Raw genomic sequence first — 26,064 nt, forward strand, 5'->3', positions numbered from 1 at the left:
ACACTAGCGGAGGGGCCTGACATCGGGAGGACAATGCCCGTCAGGTCCCGGGGACTTCAGGGACGCGAGATGCCGAGTCGGTTCAGCTGCCACGTCCAGGCCAGCAGTAAGGCGGCGCCGATCACCGCGTTGCGCCGCTTGTTCGACAGCTCCCACCACCAGCGTCCCGGGCCGAGCGGTGCGAGCAGCAGCGCGAGCGCGGCCACCACGGTGACCGGGTTGGCGGCCAGCGCGGCCGCCCAGTTGCCGTGTCCGGCCTCGATGAAGACGGTGGTGCTGCCGCAGGCCGGACAGGGGATGCCGGTGAAGCGGCGCAGCAGGCAGAGCACGCCGGGGTCGTGGGCGTCGTGCAGCCGGGCCACCGCGACCGCGGCGACCGCGCCGCCGGCTCCGCGCAGCAGAACCCGCATCAGGCCGCCCGACACCGTGCCGGCGGTCCGCCGCCAACGGGTCGTCAGCGCACCTGCGGACGAGGGCACGGCGACGGTCACGGCTGGACGCTGAAGTAGAAGACCACGATCGCGATGGAGATCAGCACCGCGAGGACGTTCAGCACGATCCCGCCGATGGCCGCGTTGCGGCCGACGCCCGTCTGGTTCGACTTGTTCAGGCCGGCGATGCCGACGCCGAGGCCGATCAGTCCGAGGAAGCCGCCGTAGAAGCAGGACGTCAGGATGGCGACGAAGCCCAGCACCACGGACGCGGTGGCCGGCGAGTTCGCCTGGACGACCACCGGGCCGGCCGGGGCGTACGGCTGGGGCTGCTGCGGGTAGCCGTAGCCGGGCTGCGGCTGGGGCTGCTGGTACTGCGGTGCGCCGTACCCGGGCGTGCCGTAGGGCTGCTGCTGCGGCTGGCCGTAGCCGCCGTAAGGATCCGGCTGGTACGGATTGCTCACTGTGGTCTTCCCCCGACGATCGTCCCCCGTGGTCCCCGACGGCCTGTCACCAGGACGCGGGCAGCAGAGATTGCTCGGGCCATCGTGGTCGTTACCACGGCGCGCTGTCCAGCCGCGACCGCCCCGCGGACGCAACTGTGGCGCAACCGCAACCGGGCCGCGCACGCCCTGCCCGCCTTTGCGGCGGTTCGTTCCGGGGGCGCGCCGGCCGGGCCGCCCGGGGCGCCGGGGCGGCGCGCACACCGAGGGCCGCGCCCCGGGCGGCGGCCCGGCCCGCGGCGCGTCCGCCTCCGCCGATCCGGGACAATGGGGGCCATGACTGCCCAGATTCTCGATGGCAAGGCCACCGCCGCCGCGATCAAGTCCGAACTCGCCGTCCGCGTGGCGGCCCTCAAGGAGCGGGGCGTCGTCCCCGGCCTCGGCACCGTCCTGGTCGGCGACGACCCGGGCAGCCGCTGGTACGTCAACGGCAAGCACAAGGACTGCGCCGAGGTCGGCATCGCCTCCATCCAGCGCGAACTGCCCGCCACCGCCACCCAGCAGGACGTCGAGGACGTCGTCCGCGAGCTCAACGCCGACCCGGCCTGCACCGGCTACATCGTGCAGCTGCCGCTGCCCAAGGGCCTCGACCAGAACACCGTCCTGGAGCTGATGGACCCGGACAAGGACGCCGACGGCCTGCACCCGACCTCGCTCGGCCGCCTCGCCCTCGGCATCCGGGGCCCGCTGCCGTGCACCCCGCTCGGCATCGTCGAGCTGCTCCGCCGCCACCAGGTCGAGATCGACGGCGCCGAGGTGGTCGTGATCGGCCGCGGCGTGACCGTCGGCCGCTCCATCGGCCTGCTGCTGACCCGCCGCAGCGAGAACGCCACCGTCACCCTCTGCCACACCGGCACCCGGGACCTCGCCTACCACCTGCGCAAGGCCGACATCGTGATCGCCGCCGCCGGTGTGCCGCACCTGGTCAAGCCGGCCGACGTCAAGCCCGGCGCGGCCGTCCTCGACGTCGGCGTCAGCCGCAGCGAGGGCAAGATCGTCGGCGACGTGCACCCCGGCGTGGCCGAGGTCGCGGGCTGGATCTCCCCGAACCCGGGCGGCGTCGGCCCGATGACCCGCGCCATGCTGCTCAACAACATCGTCGAGGCGGCCGAGCGCCGCGCCGACGGCTGAGCCGATGGCCGTCGTGCGCGCCCCCCGCACCGGGCGCCGTCCGCTGAAGACCACCGGCACCCTGCCGCCGGAGGGCTCGGCCGCGGCGCTCGGGCGCGGCCACTCGCTGCCGGTGCGGCAGTGGCCGATAACCCTCTGCCTCGCGGTGGCCGGGCTCGGTCTCGCCGTCATCTGGTTCGCCGATTTCAAGATCGGCCTGCTGATCGTCGGCCTGGCCCTGCTGCTGGGCGCCGCCCTGCGCGCCGCCCTGCCCGAGGTCGGCATGCTCGCGGTGCGCAGCCGGTTCACCGACGTCGGCGTGCTGACCTTCCTCGGCGGTGTGATCGTGCTGCTCACCCTGGTCGCGCAGCCCGATCCGTGGCTGCACCTCTCGTGGCTGGACGACATCGGGCGGCTGGTCGGCCGGCCCCGGCACTGACCCGGCGGGGGCGCGGGGCGGTCGCGGGACGGGCGGCCCCGCGCCCCGCGCCGACGGCGTGGCGCGCGCTGTGTGACGCAACAGCCACGCCCGGCGAGGCGGCATACGCTTGCCTTTGCGATAACCTGACGCAGGTCTCTCGACGTCGAGAGATCATCCTCGGCTCCAGTGCGCCGACGTGCCTGGGGCACCTGGCGATTTGCTGGAGAAGGTAGAAATGACTCGCACCCCCGTCAACGTCACCGTTACCGGAGCGGCCGGCCAGATCGGCTACGCCCTGCTCTTCCGCATCGCCTCGGGCCACCTGCTCGGTGCCGACGTCCCGGTGAACCTCCGCCTCCTGGAGATCCCGCAGGGCCTGAAGGCCGCCGAGGGCGTCGCGATGGAGCTCGACGACTGCGCCTTCCCGCTGCTGCGCGACATCACCATCACCGACCAGGCCGCCACCGCCTTCGACGGCGCCAACGTCGCCCTGCTGGTCGGCGCCCGCCCGCGCACCGCCGGCATGGAGCGCGGCGACCTGCTGCAGGCCAACGGCGGCATCTTCGGCCCCCAGGGCAAGGCCATCAACGACCACGCCGCGGACGACATCAAGGTCCTGGTCGTCGGCAACCCGGCCAACACCAACGCCCTGATCGCCCAGCGCAACGCCCCGGACGTCCCGGCCGAGCGCTTCACCGCGATGACCCGCCTCGACCACAACCGCGCCGTCGCCCAGCTCGCCAAGAAGGCCGGCGTCACCGTCGAGGACGTCAAGAAGGTCACCATCTGGGGCAACCACTCCGCCACCCAGTACCCCGACGTCTTCCACGCCGAGATCGCCGGCAAGTCCGCCTTCGAGGCCACCGGCTCCGACCAGGCCTGGGTCCAGGACTTCTTCATCCCGAAGGTCGCCAAGCGCGGCGCCGAGATCATCGAGGTCCGCGGCGCGTCCTCGGCCGCCTCGGCCGCCAACGCCGCCATCGACCACGTGTACACCTGGGTCAACGGCACCCCGGCCGGCGACTGGACCTCCATGGGCATCGTCTCCGACGGTTCCTACGGCGTGCCGGAGGGCCTGATCTCCTCCTTCCCGGTCACCACCGAGAACGGCACCTTCACGATCGTCCAGGGCCTGGAGCTCTCCGAGTTCGACCGCGCCCGCATCGACGCCTCCGTCAACGAGCTGGCCGAGGAGCGCGACGCGGTGCAGGAGCTCGGCCTCATCTGAGCCCCGCGGCCGACGCGGCCCGCACAGGAAGGACGGCCGGGTGCCCGGGGGGCGCCCGGCCGTCCTTCTACACTCCTGCCGTGACCGAAAACATCGAGGACGCCGCGCTCGTCCTCGTCTTCATCATGCTGGGCGGTCTGTTCAACGTCGCCGAGATCTCGCTGATCTCGCTGCGCGAGGGCCAGATCCGCGCCCTGGAGGCGGCCGGCACCCGGCGCGCGGCCCGGGCCGCCCACCTCGCGGCCGACCCCAACCGCTTCCTCGCCGCCGTCCAGGTCGGCGTGACCTGCATGGGCTTCCTCTCGGCCGCGTTCGGCGCCGACACCCTGGCCGGCAAGGTCGCCCCGCTCTTCGTCCGCCTCGGCCTCTCCGAAGGGCTCGCCGACACCGTCGCCCTGGTCGGGCTCACCCTGGTCATCAGCTACGCCTCGCTGGTCCTCGGCGAGCTGACGCCCAAGCGGATCGGGCTGCAGCGGGCCGACTCCATCGCGGTGCTCGCCGCCCCGGTCGTCGACGTCATGTCGCTGGTGCTGCGCCCGGCCATCTGGGTGCTCGGCCTCTCCACCAACCTGATGGTGCGCCTGCTCGGCGGCGACCCGACGGCCGGCCGCGGCTCGATGAGCTCCGAGGAGCTGCGCGGCCTGGTCGCCGCCAACACCGAGCTCGGCAGCGACGAGCGCGCCCTGATCAACGACGTCTTCGCGGCCGGCGAGCGCCAGCTGCGCGAGGTGATGAAGCCCCGCACCGAGGTCACCTTCCTCGACGCCGAGCGCCTGGTCTCCGAGGTCCGCCCGGAGACCGACTCCGCCCCGCACTCCCGCTACCCGGTCGTCGAGGGCTCCTACGACTCCGTCACCGGCTTCGTCCACGTCCGGGACCTCTACGGCGCCCGCGGCGCCAAGGCCGTGCGGGTGCGCGACCTCACCCGGCCGGTCAAGCTGCTGCCCGCCACCAAGCGGGTGCTGGAGGCCATGGGCGAGATGCGCCGCGAGGGCCACCACCTGGCGATCGTCGTCGACGAGTACGGCGGCACCGCCGGCATCGTCACCCTGGAGGACCTCGTCGAGGAGGTCATCGGCGAGATCCGCGACGAGTACGACGCCCTCGACACCACCGCCACCCGTCGGCTGGCCGGCGGCGGCATGGAGCTCGACGGCATGCTGAACCTCGCCGACTTCTCAGACGAGACCGGCGTCGTCCTGCCCGAGGGCCCGTACGAGACGGTGGCCGGCTACCTCGTCCGCGAGCTCGGCCGGCTGCCCGAGTCCGGCGACCAGGTCACCACCGAGGACGGGGTGCGCCTCACCGTCGCCAAGCTCGACGGCCGCCGGATCGAACGGATCCGGGTGAGTGCGGTCACACTGGCGGAACCTCCAGGGGCAGATGTTTCCTGAGCGGTCGGTGAAACTGGAACAATGGCCGACATGGTCAACGCAGCGGTCGCAGGTCCGGTCAAGGACCGTCCCCGGGTGCTCTCCGGCATCCAGCCCACCTCGGGCTCGTTCCACCTCGGCAACTACCTGGGCGCCGTCCAGCAGTGGGTCGCCCTGCAGGACGCCAACGACGCCTTCTACATGGTCGTCGACCTGCACGCGATCACCGTCGAGCAGGACCCGGCCCAGCTCCGCGAGAACACCCGGATCTCCGCGGCCCAGCTGCTCGGCGCCGGCCTCGACCCGGAGCGCTGCACCCTGTTCGTCCAGTCGCACGTGCCCGAGCACGCGCAGCTCGGCTGGGTCATGAACTGCCTCACCGGCTTCGGCGAGGCGTCCCGGATGACCCAGTTCAAGGACAAGTCCGCCAAGCAGGGCAGCGACCGCACCACCGTCGGCCTGTTCACCTACCCGATCCTGCAGATCGCGGACATCCTGCTCTACCAGGCCGACCTCGTCCCGGTCGGCGAGGACCAGCGCCAGCACCTGGAGCTCACCCGCGACCTCGCGGAGCGCTTCAACACCCGGTACGAGCCCACCTTCACCGTGCCGAAGGCGCACATCCTCAAGGAGACCGCCAAGATCCTGGACCTCCAGGACCCGACGGCGAAGATGAGCAAGTCGGCCTCCTCCGCCAAGGGCCTGGTCAACCTGCTCGACGACCCCAAGGCCAGCGCCAAGAAGTTCAAGAGCGCCGTCACCGACACCGGCACCGTCGTCTCCTACGACGAGGAGGAGAAGCCGGGCGTCTCCAACCTGCTGCGCATCCACTCCGCGCTCAGCGGGCAGTCGATCGAGCAGCTGGTCGCCCACTTCGAGGGCCGGATGTACGGCGCGCTCAAGACCGAGCTGGCCGAGCTCTTCACCGAGTGGGTCACGCCCTTCCAGGCCCGCACCCGGACCTACCTCGACGACCCGGCCGAGCTCGACCGGGTGCTCGGCCTCGGCGCGGAGAAGGCCCGCGAGGTCGCCTCGCAGACCCTCGCCACGGTCTACGACCGCATCGGCTTCCTGGCGCCCAAGCGCTGATGGCGCGCACCGCCGGAGCAGGCGCCGACGGCGGCGGCCCCCCGGAGTTCCGCGGACTCCCGGAGGCCGTCACCATCGGCGTGTCGATATCGGTGCCGGAGCCGTACGGCTCCGCCGTCCAGGACGCCCGCGCGGGCCACGGCGACCCGCACGCCCGGTCCATACCCACCCACGTCACGCTGCTGCCGCCGACCGAGGTGCCCACCGTGCGCCTGCCGGAGATCGAGGCGCACCTGCTCGGCGTCGCCGCCGCGCACCGGCCGTTCCCGATGCTGCTGCAGGGCAGCGGCACCTTCCGGCCGGTCTCCCCGGTGGTGTTCGTCCGGGTCGAGGGCGGCGCACAGGAGTGCCGCGAACTGGAGGCCGCGGTGCGCTCCGGGCCGCTCGCCCGCGAGCTGGCCTTCCCGTACCACCCGCACGTCACCGTGGCGCACGGGCTGCCCGAGGACATCCTCGACGAGGCCCAGGAGAAGGCCCGCGCCTTCCACGCCGCCTTCACCGTGCCCGGCTTCGGCCTCTCCCGGTTCGGCCCCGACGAGGTCTGGCGGCCCTGGCGCGACTACGCCTTCGGCGGGTAGCCGCACCCGGGCGCCCGGGCACGGCGACCTATCATGTCCCGCATGGTCGAGCAGGCGATACCCAAGGTCAGCGTGGTCATTCCGGTCTACAACGCGGTGGACCACCTCGACGAGTGCCTGGGTTCGATCCTCGACCAGACCCTCGGCCGCGACCTGCTGGAGGTCGTCGCGGTGGACGACGGCTCCACCGACGGCAGCGGCGCGGCACTGGACCGCTGGGCCGCCGAGCACCCGCAGGTCACCGTCGTCCACCAGCCCAACAGCGGCGCCCCCGGCGGCCCGCGCAACCGCGCGATCGCCCTCGCCCGCGGCGAGTTCCTCTTCTTCGCCGACCCCGACGACCACCTCGGCCCCGACGCCCTGCGGCGGATGGTCGACGCCGCCGAACGGGACGGCTCCGACGTCGTCCTCGGCCGGATCAGGGGCGTCGGCCGCAGCGCCGCCCGCATACCGTTCGAGACCGGCGTCACCACCGGCGACGTCCGCACCACCCGCGCCGTGTGGAGCCTGACCGCGCACAAGCTGTACCGCCGCTCCCTCGTCGCCGAGCACGGCCTGCGGTTCGCCGAAGGCGTCCGGCTCGCCGAGGAGCAGGCGTTCGTCGTCCCCGCCTACTTCCTGGCCCGCACCATCTCGGTGGTCGCCGACTACGACTGCTACTACCTCGTGCAGCGCGACGGCTTCGACCACCTCACCCGGCAGGTGGTCGAGCCCGAGCCCTTCTACGCCCAGGTCCGCGGCGCCGTGGAGACGGTGCTCGCGCACACGGAGCCCGGCGCCGACCGGGACGGGCTGCTGCTGCGCTGGGTCCAGGAGGAACTGCTCAACCGGTTCCGCGGCGAGTTCCTCGACTGGTCCGACGACCTGCGCGAGCGGTACGCCCGCGAGTCCGGCGCGATCCTGGCCGAACTCGTCCCCGACTCGGCGCTCACCGCACTGCCGCCGCTCGACCGGATCCGCGTGCGGCTGCTGCGCGAGGGCCGGCGCACCGAACTCGAAGACCTCGCCCGCCTCCAGCAGGCCGGCTGCCCCGACCACGGTGCCGTCCACCGCGACGGCCGCGGCTACCTCGTCGAGACGCGCACCGCGCTGACCCTGCCGTCCGGCGCCTACGGCCCCGACCGGCCCCGGCAGAGCCTGCTGCTGCGGCGCACCGGCGGCGGACCGGAGGTCGAGCTCCCGCTGCCCGCCGAGGACGGCGGCCTCTTCACCGCCCGCGTCCACGTCGACCCGGCCGCCCTGCCCGCCCCGGGCAGCTGGCGCCTCCTGCTGCGCCTGCGGCTCGGGACGGGCACCTACGACATGCCGCTGCGCCCCGACGGCCTCGGTCCGGCCGGACGGGCCAGGCCCGCGCTGACCGGCGGCCGGCCGCGCGCCACCCGGATCCGCACCGACCGCAAGGGCGAGGCGCTGCTCGACGTCCTCTCGCCGCGCGCGGCGGCCGGCGCACTGCGCCGCCGACTGTTCTGAAACGCCTGCGGGCGCCGCCGCGGACCGGTGCGGCCCGCGGCGGCGCCCGCAGGCGCTGCTCGTGCCCGCAGCGCTACTTACGCTCGCGGGCGCTGCGTGCCGCCGCGAACAGCCCGAGGCAGAGCGGCCCGATGAACAGCGGGGCCACGTTGTAGCGGAACAGCCCGGCGGGCGTGGAGACCATCAGCATCAGCTGCATGCCCAGCAGCACACCGGCCGCGCCCCACACCGCCCGGTTCCGGCGTCCCACCGCGTAGCAGGCGAGCGCCGCGTACGCCAGGTACGTCCAGGTGGCGCCGCGCCACAGCAGCGTGTCGAAGTGCCGGGCCTTCGAGAGGTTGGTGAGCCAGGTGGCGGCCAGGTTCAGGCTCTTCGACAGCGGGTGGCTGCGCAGCGCCGGGAGGTAGGGGCTGTCGGCCATCCGGCCGCTGATCTGCACCGCGCCGGCCGCGGGGTCGGCGGTCTCGGGGGCGGCGGCCCATCCCCACAGGTCACCGGGGCGCTCCAGCGGCGCGACGATGGTGGCGCCGGCGTCCACGCTCCAGTCGGAGAACGGGTCCCAGGCGATCGCGCCGCGGCACAGCCGGGCGTCGACGAGCACGTCGGGCCGCTTCTTGAGGACCTTCGTCCAGAGGCCGACCAGCTCGTCGTTGTGCTGCTGGGTGGCGTTCCGGTCGAACGGGGCCTTGCTGTTGGAGAGCAGGTCGGCGGTGCGGCAGTTGGCGCCGGTCTCCCAGGTGGACATCGGCGCGACCTCGGCCAGCAGCCGGCGGTCGGCGCCGCTGAACACCCACGGCACCTCCTTGTAGGCGACCGCGATGTCCGCGTAGTTCATGCCGAACACGGAGTTGGCCGGGGGCTGTGCGACACCGAGCATCCGGTAGCCGCCGAGCTGGGCGGCGCCCGGCAGGACGACCGCGACCAGCGTCAGCACCGCCAGCGACCTGCGGAGCCCGGGCAGGAACGGCAGCAGCACCAGGCCGGCGAAGAGCGCGACGATCAGCCCGTTGTTGCGGAACAGCCCGAGGCCCAGCAGACCGGCGGAGAACACCAGCAGGTCGAAGCGGTGGCCGCCGGGCCGCAGCCAGCGGCCGGGCTCCGGCGCGGTGCCGCGCCGGGCGACCAGCCGGGCCGCCGCGGCGAACACCAGCACCGCGCTGATGGTGAAGGGCACGTCCTTCCAGACGAACACCACGAAGGTCCCGGTCGGCGGCAGCGCGGCGGTGGCCAGCGCGGCGGGGACGCACCAGCGCGCCCGCACCCCGAGGTCCCGCACGGCCGCGCAGGTGTAGCCGAGCGCCACCGACATCACGGTCGTCTGCGCCAGCGTGAGCAGCGCGAACTTGCCCGGGAGGTGCAGCGCCAGCCAGACCGCGGCGTCGTAGAGCACCGAGTGGTCGGAGGTCCAGTGCCCGGTGGTGACCTGCCAGGTGTACATCACCGAGTCGTAGCTGAGCAGGCCCGGGTAGAAGGCCGCCCAGTAGAACAGCCAGATCACCTGGCAGCCGACCGTCACCAGCAGCGGCATGCGCCACCGTGGTGCGACCCGCCGGGCCGCCCGGTGGAGGCGCCGGCCGGCGGCGGGACCGACGGCGACGGCTGAGGTGTCCAGCACGGTTCACTCCGTATGGGGTTGCGGGGGCGGCGCGGAACGGGTGTCCGAGCGGTGCCACCCTATCGGGCGGGTCCCGGCCGGCCGCCGCGGCGGTGGCGTCAGCCGGCGAGCATCCGGTCGACGACCCGGGCGCTCGCCTTGCCGTCGTCCAGCACGCAGTGCAGTGCACGGAACGCCGCGTACCGCTCGGCGTGGTCCGCGGTGGCGGCCGTCACGTCGCGCAGCGCCTCGACCAGCTCCGAGGAGGTGTGGACCAGCGGTCCGGGGGCCTCGGTCTCGAAGTCGAAGTAGAAGCCGCGCAGGACGTCGCGGTAGCGCTCCAGGTCGTAGGTGAAGAAGAGGATCGGGCGGCCCGTGATCGCGAAGTCGAACATGATCGACGAGTAGTCGGTGACCAGCACGTCGGCGACGAGCAGCAGCTCCTGGACGTCCGGGTAGTCGCCGACGTCGTACAGGAAGCCGTCCCCGGTGCCGGGCAACGGCTCCCGGACGTGCGCGTGCGGGCGCACCAGCAGCACGTGGTCCTCGCCGAGCGCGGCCCGGGCCGCCTCGGTGTCCACCTGCAGGTCGAGGCGGAAGCCGGCGCCGTTGTCCCGCTGCTGGTCCTCGCGCCAGGTCGGCGCGTACAGCACGATCCGGCGGCCCTCGGGGATGCCGAGCCGGGCCCGGACGCGCGCCGCGAGGGCGTCATCGCCGGTGGCCAGCAGGTCGTTGCGGGGGTAGCCGGACTCCAGGATCTCGCCGTCGTAGCGGAACGCCCGGCCGAGGATCGGGGTGGCGAACGGGCTGGGGGAGACCAGCACGCTCCAGTGCGGCGTCTCGTGGTCCAGCGCCTCCAGGTAGCCGGCGTCGGACAGCCAGGCGTTCTCCACGTCGTGCGCGATCCGCTTGAGCAGCGAGCCGTGCCAGGTCTGCACGACCACCTGGCCGGGCCGGCGCTCGACGAAGTCCGGGAAGTGCGTGTTGCCGACCAGGTAGCGGCTGGTCGCCAGTGCCTCGTACCACTCGGGGCTCTGCACCCGCACCGTCCGCACCCCGGCCGGCACCTGCCCCTGGGCGTCGTTGACGGCCCAGATGTGCTCGACGTCGACGCCGCGGCGGACGAGCTCGCGGTGGATCGCGCCCGGGGAGTCGGCGTAGCCGCGGCCGCCGAACACGTCGTAGAAGACCGCCTCGCGCAGCCCGTCGCGGCCGGCTGCCGGATAGGCCACCGTCCGCAGCCTGTGCTGGGCGAAGGCGCTGCGCTCCTCGGCGGTCAGGACGGAGGAGGAGTCCACGAAGAGGGTGTCCAGCCAACGGCGTTCCAGCTTCACCGTTTTGGGGCCGACGGTGACCGCGGCCGGCAGGGCGTCGAAGGCGGCCGGCGCGACGGTCACCCGCCGTTCGGTGCCGTCGGCGGTGCGCAGCAGCAGCTCCCACACGCCCATCCGCAGCGGGAGGCGGTCGCCGCCGGCGGTGGCCGTCCCGGCGGGCAGGGTGACCCGGAAGCGCTCGGCGCTGGTCGCGGTGGCGGGGTGGCGCAGTTCGGCGGTGCCGTCCGAGTGCCGCAGCACGAGTTCCAGTGGGCCCTGGCCGGTCGTCGGGGTGGAGCCGCCGAGGACGAAGCCGTCCTGCAGCTCGGTGATCTCGTCGACCCGGGCGACGGGCGGGCGGACGGCGAGTTCGAGGGCGTCCCGGCGGTCCCGCGCGACGTGCAGCAGGTCCGCGGTGCCCGGCAGCGGGAACTGACCGGTGACCGGGCCGCCCCGTTCGTCGACGACCAGCGGCTCGGTGCGGCCGTCGGCGTGCACCAGCTCGGCCTGCCACGGCTCGTCGGACTCCGCACCGCCGGTCAGCACCGCCAGCGGTATGCGGGCGGTGAAGCCCGCGCCGTCGGCGGTCAGGTCGACCACCGTCTCGGCGCCGCTCTCCGGGCGGTGGAGCCGGATCGCGGTGCGCCCGACCGCGCCGTCGACGGCGCCGGAGAGTTCGAGCGCGTCCTCGGTGAGGACGGCCGCGCGCACCCGGACGGGTATGCGCTCGACCCGCAGCCGCAGGTGCTTGGCGCGGAACACCGGGACCACCCGGACGTCGTCCGCGACCCAGTGCGCCGGCGGCGTCTCCGCGGTGCCGCACCAGTGGCCCTGGAACCCGCCCTGGCTGCGCTTGAGGCCGGTGAAGACCGTGGCGGACACCCGCCACTCGCCCTCCGTCCAGGTACCGCGGCGCCGGAACCGGGTCGGGTCGATCGCGGCCGTGAAACCGGCCCAGTCGTGGTTGAGCTCCGCCAGGCCGCTGTCCTCGGTGGACTCGGGGAGGTACACCGGGCTGGTGTTCACCCAGCCGAACGCCCGGCTGCCGGTGCGGCGCAGCACCAGCAGGGTCCGGGCGCTGCCCCGGGTGGCCGAGGGCCGGTCCTGCGGGTGCGCGAACCCGGTCAGCAGCAACGTGTCGTCCTCCCAGCGCAGGGAGCGTATGACGGCGCGCGGCTCGGTCGGCGACGGAGCGCCGGCGGATTTCACAGACACGGGAGGCGGCCCTTCACGGCGGGAGCCGGTCAGGAGGAGTGACCGGCGGACCCGGCCGCCGTCGGGCGGTCCGGGTCCGGGACATCTCACACCGTGACGCCCCCGCCGGTCAACAAACGCGGCGGGGGCGCCCGGTGGAGCGGATCAGCCCTCGTGCGCGAGCAGTCCGTCCACGACCCGGGCGCTCGCCCGGCCGTCGTCCAGGTGGCAGTAGGCCTCGCGGAAGGCCTCGTACCGGTCCGCGTACTCCTCGGCGATCTCCGCCGTCCGACCGAGCGCCTCGACGAGCGCCTCGGAGGTGCGCAGCAGCGGGCCGGGCGCGGTCGCCTCGAAGTCGAAGGAGAAGCCGCGCAGGTTGTCCCGGTAGTGCTCCAGGTCGTGCGTGAAGAACAGCATCGGCTTGCCGGTGACCGCGAAGTCGAACATGACCGAGGAGTAGTCCGTCACCAGCACGTCGGCGACGAGCAGCAGCTCCGCGGTGTCCGGGTAGGTGCTGACGTCCCAGACGAAGCCGTCGCCGGCGCCCGGCACCTGGCCGCACATCAGCGGGTGCCGCCGCACCAGCAGCACCTGGTCGTCGCCCAGGGCGGCCCGGGCCGCCGCCAGGTCGATCCGCAGGTCCAGCTGGTAGCCGTCCTGGGGGCGGCGCATGTCCTCGCGGAAGGTCGGGGCGTAGAGCACCACCTTCTTGCCGTCCGGCAGGCCGAGACGGGTGCGGACGAGCTCGGCGGTCTTCTCCCGGTCGGCGGCGAGCAGCACGTCGCTGCGCGGGTTGCCGGCCTCCAGGATCTCGCCGCCGTAGTCGAAGGCCCGCCGCAGCACCGGCGTCGAGAAGCCGTTGCCGGACACCAGCAGGCTCCAGTGCGGCACCTCGCGCCGCAGGTGCTTGACGTACTCGGCGTCGGTGAACCAGACCTTCTCGAAGTCCAGGCCGATCCGCTTGAGCGGGGTGCCCTGCCAGGTCTGCAGCACCGTCTGGCCGGGCCGCCGCTCGAAGAAGTCCGGCAGGTGCGCCTCGGTGACGACGTACCGGGCGGTGGCCAGCGCCTCGTACCACTCGGCGCTGTCCTGGCGCAGCGCCTCGACGGTGCCGGGCAGCTCGGCCTGCTGGTCGTCCACGCTCCACAGGTGGCGCAGCGGCAGGCCGCGCTGCAGCAGCTCCTCGTGCACCGCGCGCGGGGCGCCCGCGTACCGGTCGCCGTGCGAGGTGAGGTACAGCACCGTGTCGGTGACCGGGCGGGTGCGGGCCGCGGGGTATTCGTTGATCCGCAGCTGCCGGTGCCGGTAGCCGCTGCGCTCCTCCGGGAGGAGGTCGGAGTGGGCCAGCAGCGTCAGCGAGTCGTAGCCGCGGCGCTCCAGCACGACCCGCTTGCCGCGGGTCTCGGTCTCCACCGGCAGCGCGGCGTGGCAGCGCGGCGCGAGCAGGACCGGCGGCCACACCTCGTCGGCGGGCGCGCCGACCGGCCGCAGGAAGACCTCCCACAGGCCCCGGCGGAGCGGCACCTGGCCGGCGAAGGCCGCGGTCGGCACGGCCGGCAGCGCCGCCCGGAACCGCCCGTCGACGATCTCCACCGGGTAGCAGTGCTCCTCCTCGTGCCAGTCGTGGCGGATCACCAGCTCGTAGGTGTGGGTGCCGGGCAGCGGGAAGGTGCCGCTGAGCAGGAAGCCGTCCGTGCCGCGTGCGGTGACCTCCTCCACGACCGGCTGCAGCACCTGGTCGCTGAACTGCAGGTACCCGCTGGGGGAGGCCTTGGTGTAGAGCGCCCGGGTGTCGTTCTCGACGGGCAGGTCGAGCTCGACCGCCGCGGTGCGCTCGTCGAGCACGACGGGCACCCGCTTGCCGTCGGCGAGCTGCAGCTCGGTGTCCCAGCGGTCGCGCAGGCGCTCGGCGGACGCCGGGTCGAGGGCGGCCCAGGCCTTGCGGACGGCCGTCATGTCGGCGACCGGGAAGTGCGCGGCGAACGGCACCTCGCGGCCCACCGGGGAGCCGAGCTCCAGCGGGAAGAGCAGCTCGCGGTCGGACTCCACGTGCAGCAGCCGCAGCCGGGCGTCGGCCAGGTCCAGACCGGAGGCGGCCCGGCCGCGGACGGTCACCGTGCCGTGCTCGGCCGTCACGCCGGCGGCGCGCGCCCGGACCTTCTCGACCCGCAGGTTGACGTGGTTGTCCTTGAGCCACGGCACGACCCGGACGTCGTCCTCGACCCAGTGCACCGGCGGGTACTCCGCCCGGTCGCTCCAGCCGCCGGAGATCCGGCCCTTGTACACGCCGCCCTTGCCGATGCCGGCGATCAGGACCCGCCAGGAGCCCTCGCGCCACTCGCCGCGGTGCTTCAGCCGCTTCGGGTCGATGACGGCGCGGAAACCGGCCCAGTCGCAGCTGTACAGGTCGTGCGGGGAGCTGGAGGTGGCCTCCGGGCTGTACTGCGCCTTCGCGGGCAGGGCCAGCACCCGGCGGCCCTTGGCCTCGCGCAGGACCAGCACCTTGACCATGTCGCTGCGGTGCTCGGCGCCCAGGTGCTCGGGGAAGGCGTGCCCGGTGAGGTGCAGCTTGCCCTCCGTCCAGGAGGCGTCGTAGAGCCGGGTGCGCATCACCAGCGCGTTGTCCAGGCGCAGCACGTCCGCGGGCACGCTCTTGCGCCCGCCGCGCAGGAACGGGTAGTCGGCGAAGGGGCGGAGCAGGCCGCGCGCGGGCGCGGCGCCCTTGGTGTCCCGCTCGAAGCGGATCTGCTCGACCAGCTCGTCGATCCGGCCCTGCAGGGTCAGGTGGTACTTGAGGCGCAGCGGCGCGCGCAGCTTGCGGATCTGCTCGGGCCCGATGGCGCGCAGCAGCCGGCCGGCGCACTCCAGGTAGGCGTCCCGGTAGTCCGTGTCGCCGTCCAGGACGGACCCGAAGAACATCGGGATCTCCTCGACGAGGTTGTTCTCGTCGTAGGTGCGCAGGTAGCGCTTGAACTTCGGGTCGGTCTGCTCCAGCAGCCAGGCCCGCACCAGCTCCATCGAGGTGACCCGGTCGATCAGGCCCTTGGGGTTGGTCTTCATCTGCGTGATCGACATCTCGCCGACCTCGCGCTCGCGCCAGTGGTAGATCGGCTCGGAGAGCACGTCCACGCTGGTCGCCAGGTAGTGGTGCGGCACGCTCACCGGGGCGTCCTCGTACAGGATGCCCTCGGGGTAGAGGATGCCGGCGCCGTCGAAGAAGCTGCGGCGGTAGACCTTGTTCCAGGCCGTCCGGTCGGTGACCAGGGTCGGGATCTCGGTGACGTGCGTCCGCAGCCGGGTCTCCTTGAACGGCTTGCGGTGGCCGCCCGACTGGTAGTAGCCGACGGCCCGGAAGCGCTGGACGTTGCCGGTGCAGAAGTCCGAGCCGGTCTCGTCCAGGGTGCCGATCATCAGCTCGTAGGCGCTCGGCGGCAGGGTGTCGTCGCTGTCGACGAAGGCGAGGAACTCGGTGCCGTCGGCGATGTGCCGGTAGCCGGTGTTGCGGGCCGCGCCGAGGCCCTTGTTCTCCTGCCGGACGAGCCGGAACCGCGCGTCCTTCGCGGCGTAGGCCTCGGCGATGGCGGCGCTGCCGTCCTTGGACCCGTCGTCGACCATGACGCATTCCAGGTCGCTGAAGGTCTGGGCGGCGATGGAGTCCAGGCACTCCTCGAGGTAGCGCTCGACGTTGTAGATCGGGACGACGACGGAGAGGCGAGGGGCCATCGGGCGTGCGGGCCTTTCATCGGGGGCGTCGGGCCGCGGGCGAATCGGCACAGATGTACGGAGATCCTACCGTCCGTGGGCGTCCCGGCCCGGGAGCGGTCCGGGCCCGCCGGGCGGTGCGGACGGGGGCGGCGGGCGCACACCGCGGGTGCGCGCTCCGCCCGCCCGGGGGTGCGCGCCCCCGGCTGCGGCGGCTACTCTGCCGCTGGCCGCGCGCCGGTTCCCGGGCGAGACCCGTCCGGAGATCACGGTCGACTGAGCGCCCCCTTAGAATGAGCTGCAAATGCCCCGCTTCAGCGTGATCGTCCCCGTCTACCAGGTCGAGGAGTACCTGGCCGAGTGTCTCGACTCGGTGCTGTCCCAGTCGTGCGCGGACTTCGAGCTGATCGCCGTCGACGACCGCTCGCCGGACGGCTGCGGGGCGATGTTGGACGAGGCCGCCGCGCGGGACGCGCGCGTCCGGGTGCTCCACCTCGACGAGAACGTCGGCCTCGGGCGCGCCCGCAACGCCGGCCTGGCCGTCGCCGCCGGCGACTACGTGATCTTCCTGGACAGCGACGACACCCTCACCCCCGGCCTGCTGCAGGCGATCGACGAGCGGCTGAGGGCCTGCACCGACCCGGACATCCTGGTCTACGACTACGCGCGCACCTACTGGGACGGCCGCGTGGTCCGCTCCGCCTCCGCCCCGCTGTTCGCCCGCTCCGGCCCCGACGTGTTCGACCTCGACGGCCGCCCCGACCTCCTCGACCTGCTCATGGTGGTCTGGAACAAGGCCTACCGCCGCGACTGGATCGACGCCGAGGGCCTCACCTTCCCCGCCGGGTACTACGAGGACACCCCGTGGACCTTCCCGGCGCTGCTCGCCGCCGGGCGGATGACGGTGCTCGACCGGGTCGGCGTGCACTACCGCCAGCGCAAGCAGGGCGGCAACATACTCGCCACGGTCAGCCGCAAGCACTTCGACATCTTCGACCAGTACGACCTGGTCTTCGCCTTCCTCGACCGGCGGCCCGACCTCGACCGGTGGCGGCCGGTGGTCTTCGCCCGGATGGTGCACCACCTCAACACCGTGGTCAGCCGCCCCGACCGGGTGCCGCTCGGCGACCGCCGGGAGTTCTTCCGCCGCGCCGCCCAGCACTGCGCCCGGCTCCGCCCGGCCGACTACAAGCCCGCCGCCGGCGCCGAGGGCGTGCGCACCGAGCTGCTCAGCCACGGCCACTACCTGACCTACCAGAGCGTCCGCGCCCTCGCCCGGACGCGGCAGCTCGCCGCCCGGGCCGCACGCCGGGCCAAGCGTGCCGCGAGCGTCCGCGACGCCACCCCCGTGCAGGGCCGCCCGGCGGCGCCGCAGGCCGGCCAGGAGGCCCGACCGGCCCCGTCCGGGCAGTCCGCCGCCCGGACGGACGGCACCGCCTCGGACGTCGGCACCCCCACCGGTTCCTGACCCCGTCCTGCCCCCGGCGGCCCGCCCCCGGCCCGGCTGTAGGCCGGCCGGGGCCAGCCCGCCCGTGCGCCGACGCGTCCGGCCGCACCTGATCACCGCGCACGGTATACAGGACCGGTCGTCGCTCGTTCAGGTGATCCCGAGGGGGCTGGGCCCGTGGACTTCCTCACCCGTCTCCCGGTCGTCGGTCCGCTGCTGGCCCGGCTGATGCGCAGCCGCGCCTGGCAGGCCTACCAGCTGTTCGGCGACACCCAGGGCAACCGGCTGGCGGGCGCCGTCACCTTCTTCGGCTTCCTCGCGCTCTTCCCGCTGCTCACCGTGGCCCTGGCGATCGCCGCGGCGGCCCTCTCCCAGCAGCGCGTGGACGAACTCCAGAAGGACATCGCCGACCAGGCCTCCGGCCTCTCCGACGCGATCGACCTGAACTCCCTGGTGGACAACGCGGCCACGGTCGGCGTGATCAGCGGCGTGGTGCTGCTGCTCTCCGGGCTCGGCTGGGTGGAGACCATGCGCGGCTCGGTCCGGGCGATCTGGCGGTTGCCCCAGGACCCGGGCCAGGTGTTCGTCCGCAAGGCCTGGGACTGCGTCGTCCTGCTCGGCCTCGGCGTGGTCTGCCTGCTGTCGCTCGGCGCGTCCGCCGGCGCCACCACGCTCGCCCGGCGGCTCGCCGACGCGATCGGGCTGACCGGCGGCGCCGGCCGCGCCGTGCTGACGGTGGTCGGCTTCCTCATCGCCGTCGGCGCCGACCTGCTGCTCTTCGCCTACCTGCTCGGGCCCTTCCCGAGGATCACCGACCAGTCCCGCCGTGCCCTGTTCGGCGGTGCGCTGATCGGCGCGGTCGGCTTCGAGGTGCTGAAGGTGGCGCTGTCCTCCTACCTCGGCTCGGTCGCGGGCCGCAGCCTCTACGGCGCCTTCGGCGTCCCGGTCGCGCTGCTGCTCTGGATCGACTTCGTCGCCCGGCTCCTGCTGTACTGCGCGGCCTGGACGGCCCTCGCCGACCCGGCCGCCGCCCGGATGCGCGCACGCGAACAGGGCCGCAGGCTGGTCGAAGCGTCGGCCGAGAAGTGAGATCGCGCCCCTGTCGGGCACACTCGGACGTGACTAGGATCACGTCCACGTCTCATCCGGTTCTCATCCGGCCCTCATCAGGCTGTCGCCCACGCACACCCCCGCCGGCGGGAGCCCCGCATCGCGCCACCCGTCCGCCGCACCCATGGAGCCCCCCGTGACCAGCGCAGACACCGTCACCGCCACCCCCGTCCCACGTACGCCGGACGACGTACCAGGGTGGTTCTGGAAGGCGGACCAGGAGATCTTCGGCTGGCTGCTCCGCCGCCAGACCGCCGCCGGCACCGGCGGCGACCTGCTGGAACTCGGCGCCTACCTCGGACGCAGCGCCGTCGTCCTGGGCCAGTACCTGCAGCCCGGCGAGACCTTCACGGTCTGCGACCTGTTCGACTCCGACGCCCCCGACGCCGACAACTCGGCCGAGATGGCCATGTCCTACCGCAAGACCCTCACCCGGCAGGCCTTCGAGGCCAACTACCTCGCCTTCCACGAGGAGCTCCCGGTGATCGTCCAGGCGCCGACCTCGGTGCTCGCCGACGGCCGCGTCCCGGCCGGCTCCTGCCGCTTCGTCCACGTCGACGCCTCGCACCTGTACGAGCACGTGGCCGGCGACGTCCTGGTCGCCCGGGACGTCCTGGCCAAGGACGGCGTGGTCGCCTTCGACGACTACCGGGCCCCGCACACCCCCGGTGTCGCCGCCGCCGTCTGGGAGGCCGTCTTCGACCTCGGCCTCAAGCCGGTCTGCCTCACCCCGGAGAAGTTCTACGGCACCTGGGGCGACGCCGAGGCCGTCCAGAAGGACCTGCTCGCCCGCGACTGGCGCGCCGAGGGCTTCCGGATGGACGACGAGCAGATCGCCGGCCACACCTGCTACCGGCTGGCCTTCGACGGGCCCCAGCCGAACGGCGCCCCGCAGACCCGCACGGCCCCGGAGCGCTCCACCGCCCGCCGGATCGCCATCGACGTGCTGCCGCCGTTCGCCACCCGGGCCGCCCGCAAGGCGCTGCGCGCCGCCCGGGCCCGCGGCACCCGCTGACCGACCCCGCCGGGACGGGGGCGGCGCGGCGCCGTCAGCGCCGTCGCACCGCCCCCGTGCCCGCCCAGCGGCGCAGCGCCGGCCGCAGCGACAACCGTCCGGCCCGGTCCCGGCGCAGCCGCAGCGCCGCCGCCGCGGCCGCCGCCGTGCACAGGCCCGCGGCCAGCATCCCCGCCGTACCGCCCGAGTGCCGGGCGTGCTCCGGCTGCCGCGCGTCCGCCGGCGCGGCGACCGGCGGCGCCGCCGGCACCGACCGCGGCGGGCTCGGTGCGGCCGAGGGCACGGTGTCCGGCACCGGGTTGGGCCTCGGCTCCGCCGTCGGGGCCGCCGCCCCGACCGCCGAGGTGTCCTCGGCCAGCTCGCCGACCGGGTTCACCCGGTCGGCCGCGGCGAAACCCCAGTCGAGCAGGGCCGCCGCCTCGTCGTACACCTTCTGGTAGGTCGTCGTGTGCATCACGGTGACCAGCAGCAGCCGGCCGTCCCGCTCGGCCGCCCCGGTGAAGGTCGACCCGGCGTTGGTGGTGTAGCCGTTCTTCACCCCGATCAGCCCCGGGTACGTGCCCAGCAGCCGGTCCGTGTTGGCGATCCCGAAGCTGCCGCGCTGCCCGGTCGCCCGGTCCACCGCACCGGGGAACTGGGCGTCCCGGGTCGCGCAGTACGCCCGGAAGTCCGGGTTGCGAAGCCCCGCCCGGGCGAACAGCGTCAGGTCGTACGCCGAGGAGACCTGGCCGTCCTGGTCGTAGCCGTCCGGGGTGACCACGTGGGTGTCGCGCGCCTGCAGCGCGTCCGCCCTGGCCTGCATCTGGGCGACCGTCCGGTCGATGCCGCCGTTCATGTGGGCGAGCACGTGCACGGCGTCGTTGCCCGAGCTCAGGAAGACCCCCCGCCACAGGTCCTCGACCTTGTAGTCGAGGTCCTCCTTGATCCCGACCAGGCTGCTGCCCGGCCCCAGCCCCGTCAGCTCCTCCGGGGCGACCCGGTGCACCGCCTCCCGGTCCAGCTTCGGCAGCACGGTGTCCGCGAACAGCATCTTCAGCGTGGACGCCGGCGGCAGCTCGGCGTGCGCGTTGTACGAGGCCAGCACCTCGCCCGAGGTGCCGTCCGCGACCAGCCAGGACCGCCCGGTGAGGTTCCCGGGCAGCGCCGGCGCGTCCGACCGGGGCGCCACCTGCACCCCCGGCCGGGCCAGCCGCTCACCGCCGACCACCTCGGCGGCGGCCCGCGGCCGGGCGGCCGCCGGGGCGGCCGGAGCGAGGGCGAACAGGCCGGCGGCGGCTGCGGCGGCACATCGGTGCGCGAAGTGACGGTCGATCAGCATTGCCGGAACGTACCCGCACGCCCCCGCCCCGCCGCCCCGCCGCCGACGACTCCCCCCGAACGGATGCGCCCGGCCGGGCTGCGCATACTGGACGGGCAGCACCTCCGATGCCCCGCGAAGGATCCCGATGAAGCTCAGCCGCCGCACGTCCTGGTTCCTCACCGCCTTCGGCGTGTGGTCCCTGATCATCTGGACGACCTTCGTCAAGAACCTCTGGAAGGACTCCGGCGGGCAGGCCTTCGTGAACGGCGACCACTCCCAGCCGACCGCCTTCTTCTGGGTGCACCTGCTGCTGGCCGTGACCTCGCTGGTGCTCGGCATCGCGGTCGGCGCCGTCGGCGTACGGGGCGTCCGCAGCCTGCGCGAGCGCACCGCCGACTGACGCCGAAACCCCTTGCCCGGCGGAGAGTTCGGCTGGAATGATCTCCGCCGTGTGCGCACCGTGCGTATGCGTGTGCGTCTTCTTGGGGTGGGTCACACAGTGTTCCGTACGGTCTCTCCGCGTCTGCTGGCCTCGGCCGCCGGCGTCGCCCTCGCCGCCGGCCTGCTGGCCGCACCGGCGGCCTCCGCCGCCACCGACGGCAGGGCCACCGACCCCGCCGTCGTGCCGAGCCCCGGCTTCTACGGCACCGGTATCCGCACCGACGCCTGCGACGGCACCACCGCACCCGGCTGGATCGCCACCACCGCGCCGGCCCTCACCGCCCGCACCGCCGCCGACCGGGCACGCTTCAAGGTCTGGGACGAGACGGGCACCAAGGTCTTCGACGCCGAGGGCACCGCCGTCGACGGCACCGCCACCGCACGGCCCGCCGGCCTCACCGAGGGCCGCACCTACACCTGGCGTGCCAAGGGCGCGGGCGGCGGCGCCCCCACCGCCGAGTGCCACTTCCGGATCGATGCCACCGCGCCCTCCCTCACCCTCGACTCCGCCGACTTCCCGAGCTCCGACAGCGGCCGGACCCCGCAGAAGTACGCCGGCCAGACCGGCACCTTCACCATCGCCGGCAGCGACGCCGCCTCCGGCGTGGCCTGCTACCGGTACGTCCTGAACGGCACCCCCAGCGTCGGCAACGACTGCACCGGTGCCGTGCGGCCCGCTGCGGACGGCAGCGCCACCTTCACCCTGAAGCCGAAGGACTGGGGCACCAACATCCTCACGGTCCAGGCCTTCGACGAGGCCGGCAACGCCTCCCAGCCGGTCACCTACACGTTCTACGCACCGCCGAACCCCAACCCGCCGCAGAGCGTCCCCGGCGACGTGAACGCCGACGGAGTACCGGACGTCCTGCTGCCCGACGCCGACGGCAACCTGCAGGTCCTCGGCGCCGACGCCACGAGCACGGACCCCGCCTCCACCACCGCGGCCGCCTACGGCCCCGGCGGTACCTGGGCCGGTACCACCATCGCGCACCGTGGTTGGGACTCCAGCCACGCGCCCGCCGACGACCTGTTCGTCCACGTCCCCGGCGGCGCCGCGCTGTACCTCTACCGCAACCTCGACCAGGGCGCCTTCCAGCGCACCCCCGTCCTGCTCGCCCGGCCCACCGCCTGCGCCGCGGCCGGCTGCGCCGCCGACTGGTCCGCCGCCGACCAGCTGGTCGCCCTCGGCGCCCTCGGCACCGGCCAGCAGAGCTCGCTGGTGACCGTCGAGAACGGCGACCTCTGGCTGTTCCAGGCCGCCACCGTCGGAACCCGCTACTCCACCGTCAAGCGCCTCTCCACCACCGGCCCCTGGGCCGGCTACGACGTGGTCGCGCCCGGCAAGGCGGCCGACGGCAGCCTCGCCCTGTGGTCCCGCGAGCGGGCCACCGGCACCCTGCGCACGTACCCGATCGCGAAGCAGGCCGACGGCACGTACGACTTCTCCGCGCTCGCCGACCCGTCCGCCGGCACCGCCGTCGGCACCTTCCCGGCCGCCGAGTACCCGCTGCTCGGCAGCTCCGGCGACGGCAACGGCGACGGCCGCCCCGACCTGTACGCCGTCACCGCCGCCCGCCACCTGCTGACCTTCGACGGCACCGCCGCCCCGAAGGACCTCGGCGCCCTGCGCTGAACCCCGCACGGCAGAACGCCCGAGGGCCCGACCGGACGTACCGGTCGGGCCCTCGGGCGTTGCCGCGGGCGCTCAGAAGCGGCGGGTGACCAGCGCGCGCTTCACCTCGGCGATCGCCTTGGTGACCTCGATGCCGCGCGGGCAGGCCTCCGAGCAGTTGAAGGTGGTGCGGCAGCGCCACACGCCCTCACGGTCGTTCAGGATCTCCAGCCGCTGCTCCGCACCCTCGTCGCGCGAGTCGAAGATGAAGCGGTGCGCGTTGACGATCGCGGCCGGGCCGAAGTACTGGCCGTCGTTCCAGAACACCGGGCAGGACGACGTGCACGCGGCGCACAGGATGCACTTGGTGGTGTCGTCGAACCGCTCGCGGTCCTCCTGGGACTGCAGGCGCTCGCGCGTCGGGTCGTTCCCCTTGGTGATGAGGAACGGCATGACGTCCTTGTACGCCTGGAAGAACGGGTCCATGTCGACGATCAGGTCCTTCAGGACCGCGAGGCCCTTGATGGGCTCGACCGTGATCGGCTTCTCCGGGTTGACGTCCTTGATCAGCGTCTTGCAGGCCAGCCGGTTGCGGCCGTTGATCCGCATGGCGTCCGAACCGCAGATGCCGTGGGCGCACGAGCGGCGGTACGTCAGGGTGCCGTCCTGCTCCCACTTGACCTTGTTGAGGGCGTCCAGGACGCGCTCCTTCGGGTCCATCAGCAGCTGGTAGTCCACCCACACCGGGTCCGGGTGCTCCTCCGGGTTGAACCGGCGGATCCGCAGGGTGACGTTGATCAGCGCGGTCGCGCCCGCCTCGGCCGCGTCCAGAGCGGCCGAGTGCTTCTCCAGGGTCGGAGTGCTCATCAGTACTTACGCTCCATCGGCTGGTAGCGGGTCTGCACGACCGGCTTGTAGTCGAGGCGGACGGAGGTGCTGCCGTCGGCGGCCTCCTCGCGGTACGCCATGGTGTGCTGCATGAACTTCACGTCGTCGCGGGTCGGGAAGTCCTCGCGGTAGTGACCGCCGCGGGACTCCTCGCGGGCCAGCGCCGAGACGACCGTCACCTCGGCCAGGTCGAGCAGGTTGCCCAGCTCGATGGCCTCCAGCAGGTCGGTGTTGAAGCGCTCGCCCTTGTCCTGGATGGCGACGTTCTTGTACCGCTCGCGCAGCGCGGCGATGTCGGCGACGGCCTGCTTGAGGGTGTCGCCGGTGCGGTACACGGACGCGTTGGCGTCCATGCTCTCCTGCATCTCCTTGCGGAGCTGCGCCACCGACTCGGTGCCGGTCGACTCGCGCAGCGAGTCGACCATGTTCTGCACCAGCGCGGCCGGGTTCTCCGGCAGCGGCACGAACTCGTTGTTCGCGGCGAACTCGGCGGCGGCGAGGCCCGCGCGGCGGCCGAACACGTTGATGTCCAGCAGCGAGTTGGTGCCCAGGCGGTTGGCACCGTGCACCGAGACGCAGGCGACCTCGCCGGCGGCGTACAGGCCGGGGACGACCTCGGTGTTGTTCAGCAGCACCTCGCCCTCGACGTTGGTCGGGATGCCGCCCATGCCGTAGTGCGCGGTGGGCTGGATCGGGATCGGGTCCGTGTAGGGCTCGATGCCGAGGTAGGTGCGCGCGAACTCGGTGATGTCCGGCAGCTTGGCGTCCAGCTGCTCCGGCGGGAGGTGCGTCAGGTCCAGGTAGACGTGGTCGCCGTCCGGACCGCAGCCGCGGCCCTCGCGGATCTCGCTGTAGATCGCGCGGGAGCAGACGTCGCGGGAGGCGAGGTCCTTCATGACCGGCGCGTAGCGCTCCATGAAGCGCTCGCCGTCCTTGTTGCGCAGGATGCCGCCCTCGCCGCGGGCGCCCTCGGTGAGCAGGATGCCCATGCGCCAGATGCCCGTCGGGTGGAACTGGAAGAACTCCATGTCCTCCAGCGGCAGGCCCCGGCGGTACGCCACGGCCTGGCCGTCACCGGTCAGGGTGTGCGCGTTCGAGGTGACCTTGAACATCTTGCCGGTGCCGCCGGAGGCGAAGACGACCGCCTTGGCCTGGAAGACGTGGATCTCGCCGGTGGCCAGCTCGTAGGCGACGACGCCGGCCGTGCGGCCCTCGTTGATCAGCAGGTCGAGGACGTAGAACTCGTTGAAGAACTCGACGCCGTGCTTGACGCAGTTCTGGAACAGCGTCTGGAGGATCATGTGACCGGTGCGGTCGGCCGCGTAGCACGAGCGGCGGACGGGCGCCTCGCCGTGGTTGCGCGAGTGGCCGCCGAAGCGGCGCTGGTCGATCCGGCCCTGGTCGGTGCGGGAGAAGGGGAGACCCATCTTCTCCAGGTCGATGACCGCGTCGATGGCCTCCTTGCACATGATCTCGGCGGCGTCCTGGTCGACCAGGTAGTCACCGCCCTTGACCGTGTCGAAGGTGTGCCACTCCCAGTTGTCCTCCTCGACGTTGGCGAGGGCGGCGCACATGCCGCCCTGGGCCGCGCCGGTGTGGGACCGGGTGGGGTAGAGCTTGGTCAGCACCGCGGTGCGGCTGCGCTGCGTCGACTCGATGGCCGCACGCATGCCCGCGCCGCCGGCGCCGACGATGACCGTGTCGTACTGGTGAATCTGCATGGGGGTAAGCGCCTCTGGCTCTGCCGATTAGATGTTCGGGTCGAAGGTGAAGATCACCAGGGTGCCGAGCAGCACGGTGAACACCGCGGCGGCACCCATGAGGGTCTTCAGCCAGAGCCGAGTGGAGTCCTTCTCGGCGTAGTCGTTGATGACGGTCCGCATGCCGTTGGCGCCGTGGAGCATGGCGAGCCACAGCATCAGCAGGTCCCAGCCCTGCCAGAACGGCGAGGCCCAGCGGCCGGCGACGAACGCGAAGCTGATCTTCGATACGCCGCCGTCCAGCACCAGCATGATCAGCAGGTGGCCGAGGATCAGGACGACCAACACGACGCCGGAGAGGCGCATGAACAGCCACGCCAGCATCTCGAAGTTGGTGCGGGTGCGGCGCGGTGTCCTCTTGGTGCGCGCGCGGGCCGGCTCGACGACGAACGCGTCGGCGGGGTTCCCGGTGCCGAGGCCCTGGCCCGTGTGGGCCTGGGCGGCGGGCACGACCAGCTGGTCGACGGGGGTGTCAGAAGCCATTG

21 protein-coding genes are annotated in these 26,064 nt (G+C 73.2%); 12 read left to right on the plus strand and 9 right to left on the minus strand.

From position 1 onward, the window contains the following. Positions 1-56: 56 nt before the first annotated feature. Positions 57-491 (minus strand): DUF2752 domain-containing protein, encoded by a 435-nt coding sequence (locus tag AB0442_RS14430; RefSeq protein ID WP_366162951.1) that lies wholly within the window; start codon positions 489-491, stop codon positions 57-59. Next, complete coding sequence (locus tag AB0442_RS14435; RefSeq protein ID WP_344623517.1) at positions 488-895, minus strand: hypothetical protein; 408 nt, start codon at positions 893-895, stop codon at positions 488-490. The genes AB0442_RS14430 and AB0442_RS14435 overlap by 4 nt, the downstream gene beginning before the upstream one ends. A gap of 315 nt (positions 896-1,210) precedes the next feature. On the opposite strand from AB0442_RS14435, the gene AB0442_RS14440 reads away from it, so the two are divergent. From AB0442_RS14440 to AB0442_RS14470, 7 genes are all read left to right on the plus strand, one after another. Continuing rightward, positions 1,211-2,065, plus strand: a complete 855-nt coding sequence (locus AB0442_RS14440) for a bifunctional methylenetetrahydrofolate dehydrogenase/methenyltetrahydrofolate cyclohydrolase (RefSeq protein ID WP_363543275.1) — start codon at positions 1,211-1,213, stop codon at positions 2,063-2,065. A gap of 4 nt (positions 2,066-2,069) precedes the next feature. Next, positions 2,070-2,483, plus strand: coding sequence for a DUF3017 domain-containing protein (locus AB0442_RS14445; protein WP_344623519.1), 414 nt, complete (start codon positions 2,070-2,072; stop codon positions 2,481-2,483). Positions 2,484-2,700: 217 nt separating this feature from the next. Further along, positions 2,701-3,693, plus strand: coding sequence for a malate dehydrogenase (locus AB0442_RS14450; protein WP_344623520.1), 993 nt, complete (start codon positions 2,701-2,703; stop codon positions 3,691-3,693). A gap of 80 nt (positions 3,694-3,773) precedes the next feature. Further along, on the plus strand, positions 3,774-5,087 hold the full coding sequence (locus AB0442_RS14455; RefSeq protein ID WP_366162954.1) for a hemolysin family protein: 1,314 nt from the start codon (positions 3,774-3,776) through the stop codon (positions 5,085-5,087). Between the two features lie 30 nt (positions 5,088-5,117). Beyond that, a complete protein-coding gene (gene trpS / locus AB0442_RS14460) occupies positions 5,118-6,155 on the plus strand; it encodes a tryptophan--tRNA ligase (protein ID WP_363543278.1) in 1,038 nt (345 codons plus the stop codon). Beyond that, positions 6,155-6,733 carry a 2'-5' RNA ligase family protein gene (locus AB0442_RS14465; RefSeq protein ID WP_363543280.1) on the plus strand — a complete coding sequence of 193 codons (579 nt, stop codon included), beginning with the start codon at positions 6,155-6,157 and terminating at the stop codon, positions 6,731-6,733. The genes trpS and AB0442_RS14465 overlap by 1 nt, the downstream gene beginning before the upstream one ends. 42 nt (positions 6,734-6,775) lie before the next feature. Beyond that, entirely contained in the window at positions 6,776-8,203 is a 1,428-nt protein-coding gene (locus AB0442_RS14470; protein ID WP_366162956.1) for a glycosyltransferase, read from the plus strand. Between the two features lie 73 nt (positions 8,204-8,276). On the opposite strand, the gene AB0442_RS14475 is transcribed toward AB0442_RS14470, so the two are convergent. From AB0442_RS14475 to AB0442_RS14485, 3 genes are all read right to left on the minus strand, one after another. Next, the gene (locus AB0442_RS14475; RefSeq protein ID WP_366162958.1) at positions 8,277-9,818 is read right to left on the minus strand and encodes a hypothetical protein; all 1,542 of its coding nucleotides are present in this window, start codon (positions 9,816-9,818) and stop codon (positions 8,277-8,279) included. A 98-nt stretch (positions 9,819-9,916) separates the two neighbouring features. Further along, a complete protein-coding gene (locus tag AB0442_RS14480) occupies positions 9,917-12,325 on the minus strand; it encodes a CDP-glycerol glycerophosphotransferase family protein (RefSeq protein ID WP_366162960.1) in 2,409 nt (802 codons plus the stop codon). A 144-nt stretch (positions 12,326-12,469) separates the two neighbouring features. Beyond that, on the minus strand, positions 12,470-16,027 hold the full coding sequence (locus tag AB0442_RS14485; RefSeq protein ID WP_366162962.1) for a bifunctional glycosyltransferase family 2 protein/CDP-glycerol:glycerophosphate glycerophosphotransferase: 3,558 nt from the start codon (positions 16,025-16,027) through the stop codon (positions 12,470-12,472). 283 nt (positions 16,028-16,310) lie between these two features. Between AB0442_RS14485 and AB0442_RS14490 the strand changes: the two genes are divergently transcribed. The 3 genes from AB0442_RS14490 to AB0442_RS14500 all read left to right on the plus strand — a co-directional run bounded on the left by AB0442_RS14490 (position 16,311) and on the right by AB0442_RS14500 (position 19,578). Next, positions 16,311-17,474 carry a glycosyltransferase gene (locus AB0442_RS14490; protein ID WP_366162964.1) on the plus strand — a complete coding sequence of 388 codons (1,164 nt, stop codon included), beginning with the start codon at positions 16,311-16,313 and terminating at the stop codon, positions 17,472-17,474. 156 nt (positions 17,475-17,630) lie between these two features. After that, a complete protein-coding gene (locus AB0442_RS14495; RefSeq protein WP_366162965.1) occupies positions 17,631-18,542 on the plus strand; it encodes a YhjD/YihY/BrkB family envelope integrity protein in 912 nt (303 codons plus the stop codon). 157 nt (positions 18,543-18,699) lie between these two features. Then, the gene (locus AB0442_RS14500) at positions 18,700-19,578 is read left to right on the plus strand and encodes a class I SAM-dependent methyltransferase (protein WP_366162967.1); all 879 of its coding nucleotides are present in this window, start codon (positions 18,700-18,702) and stop codon (positions 19,576-19,578) included. Positions 19,579-19,612: 34 nt separating this feature from the next. On the opposite strand, the gene AB0442_RS14505 is transcribed toward AB0442_RS14500, so the two are convergent. Next, a complete protein-coding gene (locus AB0442_RS14505) occupies positions 19,613-20,896 on the minus strand; it encodes a D-alanyl-D-alanine carboxypeptidase (RefSeq protein WP_366162969.1) in 1,284 nt (427 codons plus the stop codon). A gap of 127 nt (positions 20,897-21,023) precedes the next feature. Here AB0442_RS14505 and AB0442_RS14510 point away from each other — a divergent pair, with 127 nt between their 5' ends. Together AB0442_RS14510 and AB0442_RS14515 are read left to right on the plus strand one after the other, a co-directional pair. Beyond that, entirely contained in the window at positions 21,024-21,278 is a 255-nt protein-coding gene (locus AB0442_RS14510) for a hypothetical protein (protein ID WP_366162970.1), read from the plus strand. 99 nt (positions 21,279-21,377) lie between these two features. After that, positions 21,378-22,952, plus strand: a complete 1,575-nt coding sequence (locus AB0442_RS14515; RefSeq protein ID WP_366162971.1) for a hypothetical protein — start codon at positions 21,378-21,380, stop codon at positions 22,950-22,952. A 72-nt stretch (positions 22,953-23,024) separates the two neighbouring features. Here AB0442_RS14515 and AB0442_RS14520 read toward each other — a convergent pair whose 3' ends face one another. The 3 genes from AB0442_RS14520 to sdhD are packed head-to-tail and all read right to left on the minus strand — an operon-like array spanning position 23,025 to position 26,062. Beyond that, on the minus strand, positions 23,025-23,798 hold the full coding sequence (locus tag AB0442_RS14520; protein ID WP_263105034.1) for a succinate dehydrogenase iron-sulfur subunit: 774 nt from the start codon (positions 23,796-23,798) through the stop codon (positions 23,025-23,027). Next, complete coding sequence (gene sdhA, locus AB0442_RS14525) at positions 23,798-25,540, minus strand: succinate dehydrogenase flavoprotein subunit (protein ID WP_363543305.1); 1,743 nt, start codon at positions 25,538-25,540, stop codon at positions 23,798-23,800. The genes AB0442_RS14520 and sdhA overlap by 1 nt, the downstream gene beginning before the upstream one ends. A 27-nt stretch (positions 25,541-25,567) precedes the next feature. After that, positions 25,568-26,062 carry a succinate dehydrogenase, hydrophobic membrane anchor protein gene (sdhD, locus tag AB0442_RS14530; protein WP_359980287.1) on the minus strand — a complete coding sequence of 165 codons (495 nt, stop codon included), beginning with the start codon at positions 26,060-26,062 and terminating at the stop codon, positions 25,568-25,570. Positions 26,063-26,064: the final 2 nt, after the last annotated feature.

It is taken from the genome of Kitasatospora sp. NPDC085895 (assembly GCF_040702125.1).
GTDB lineage: Bacteria > Actinomycetota > Actinomycetes > Streptomycetales > Streptomycetaceae > Kitasatospora > Kitasatospora arboriphila.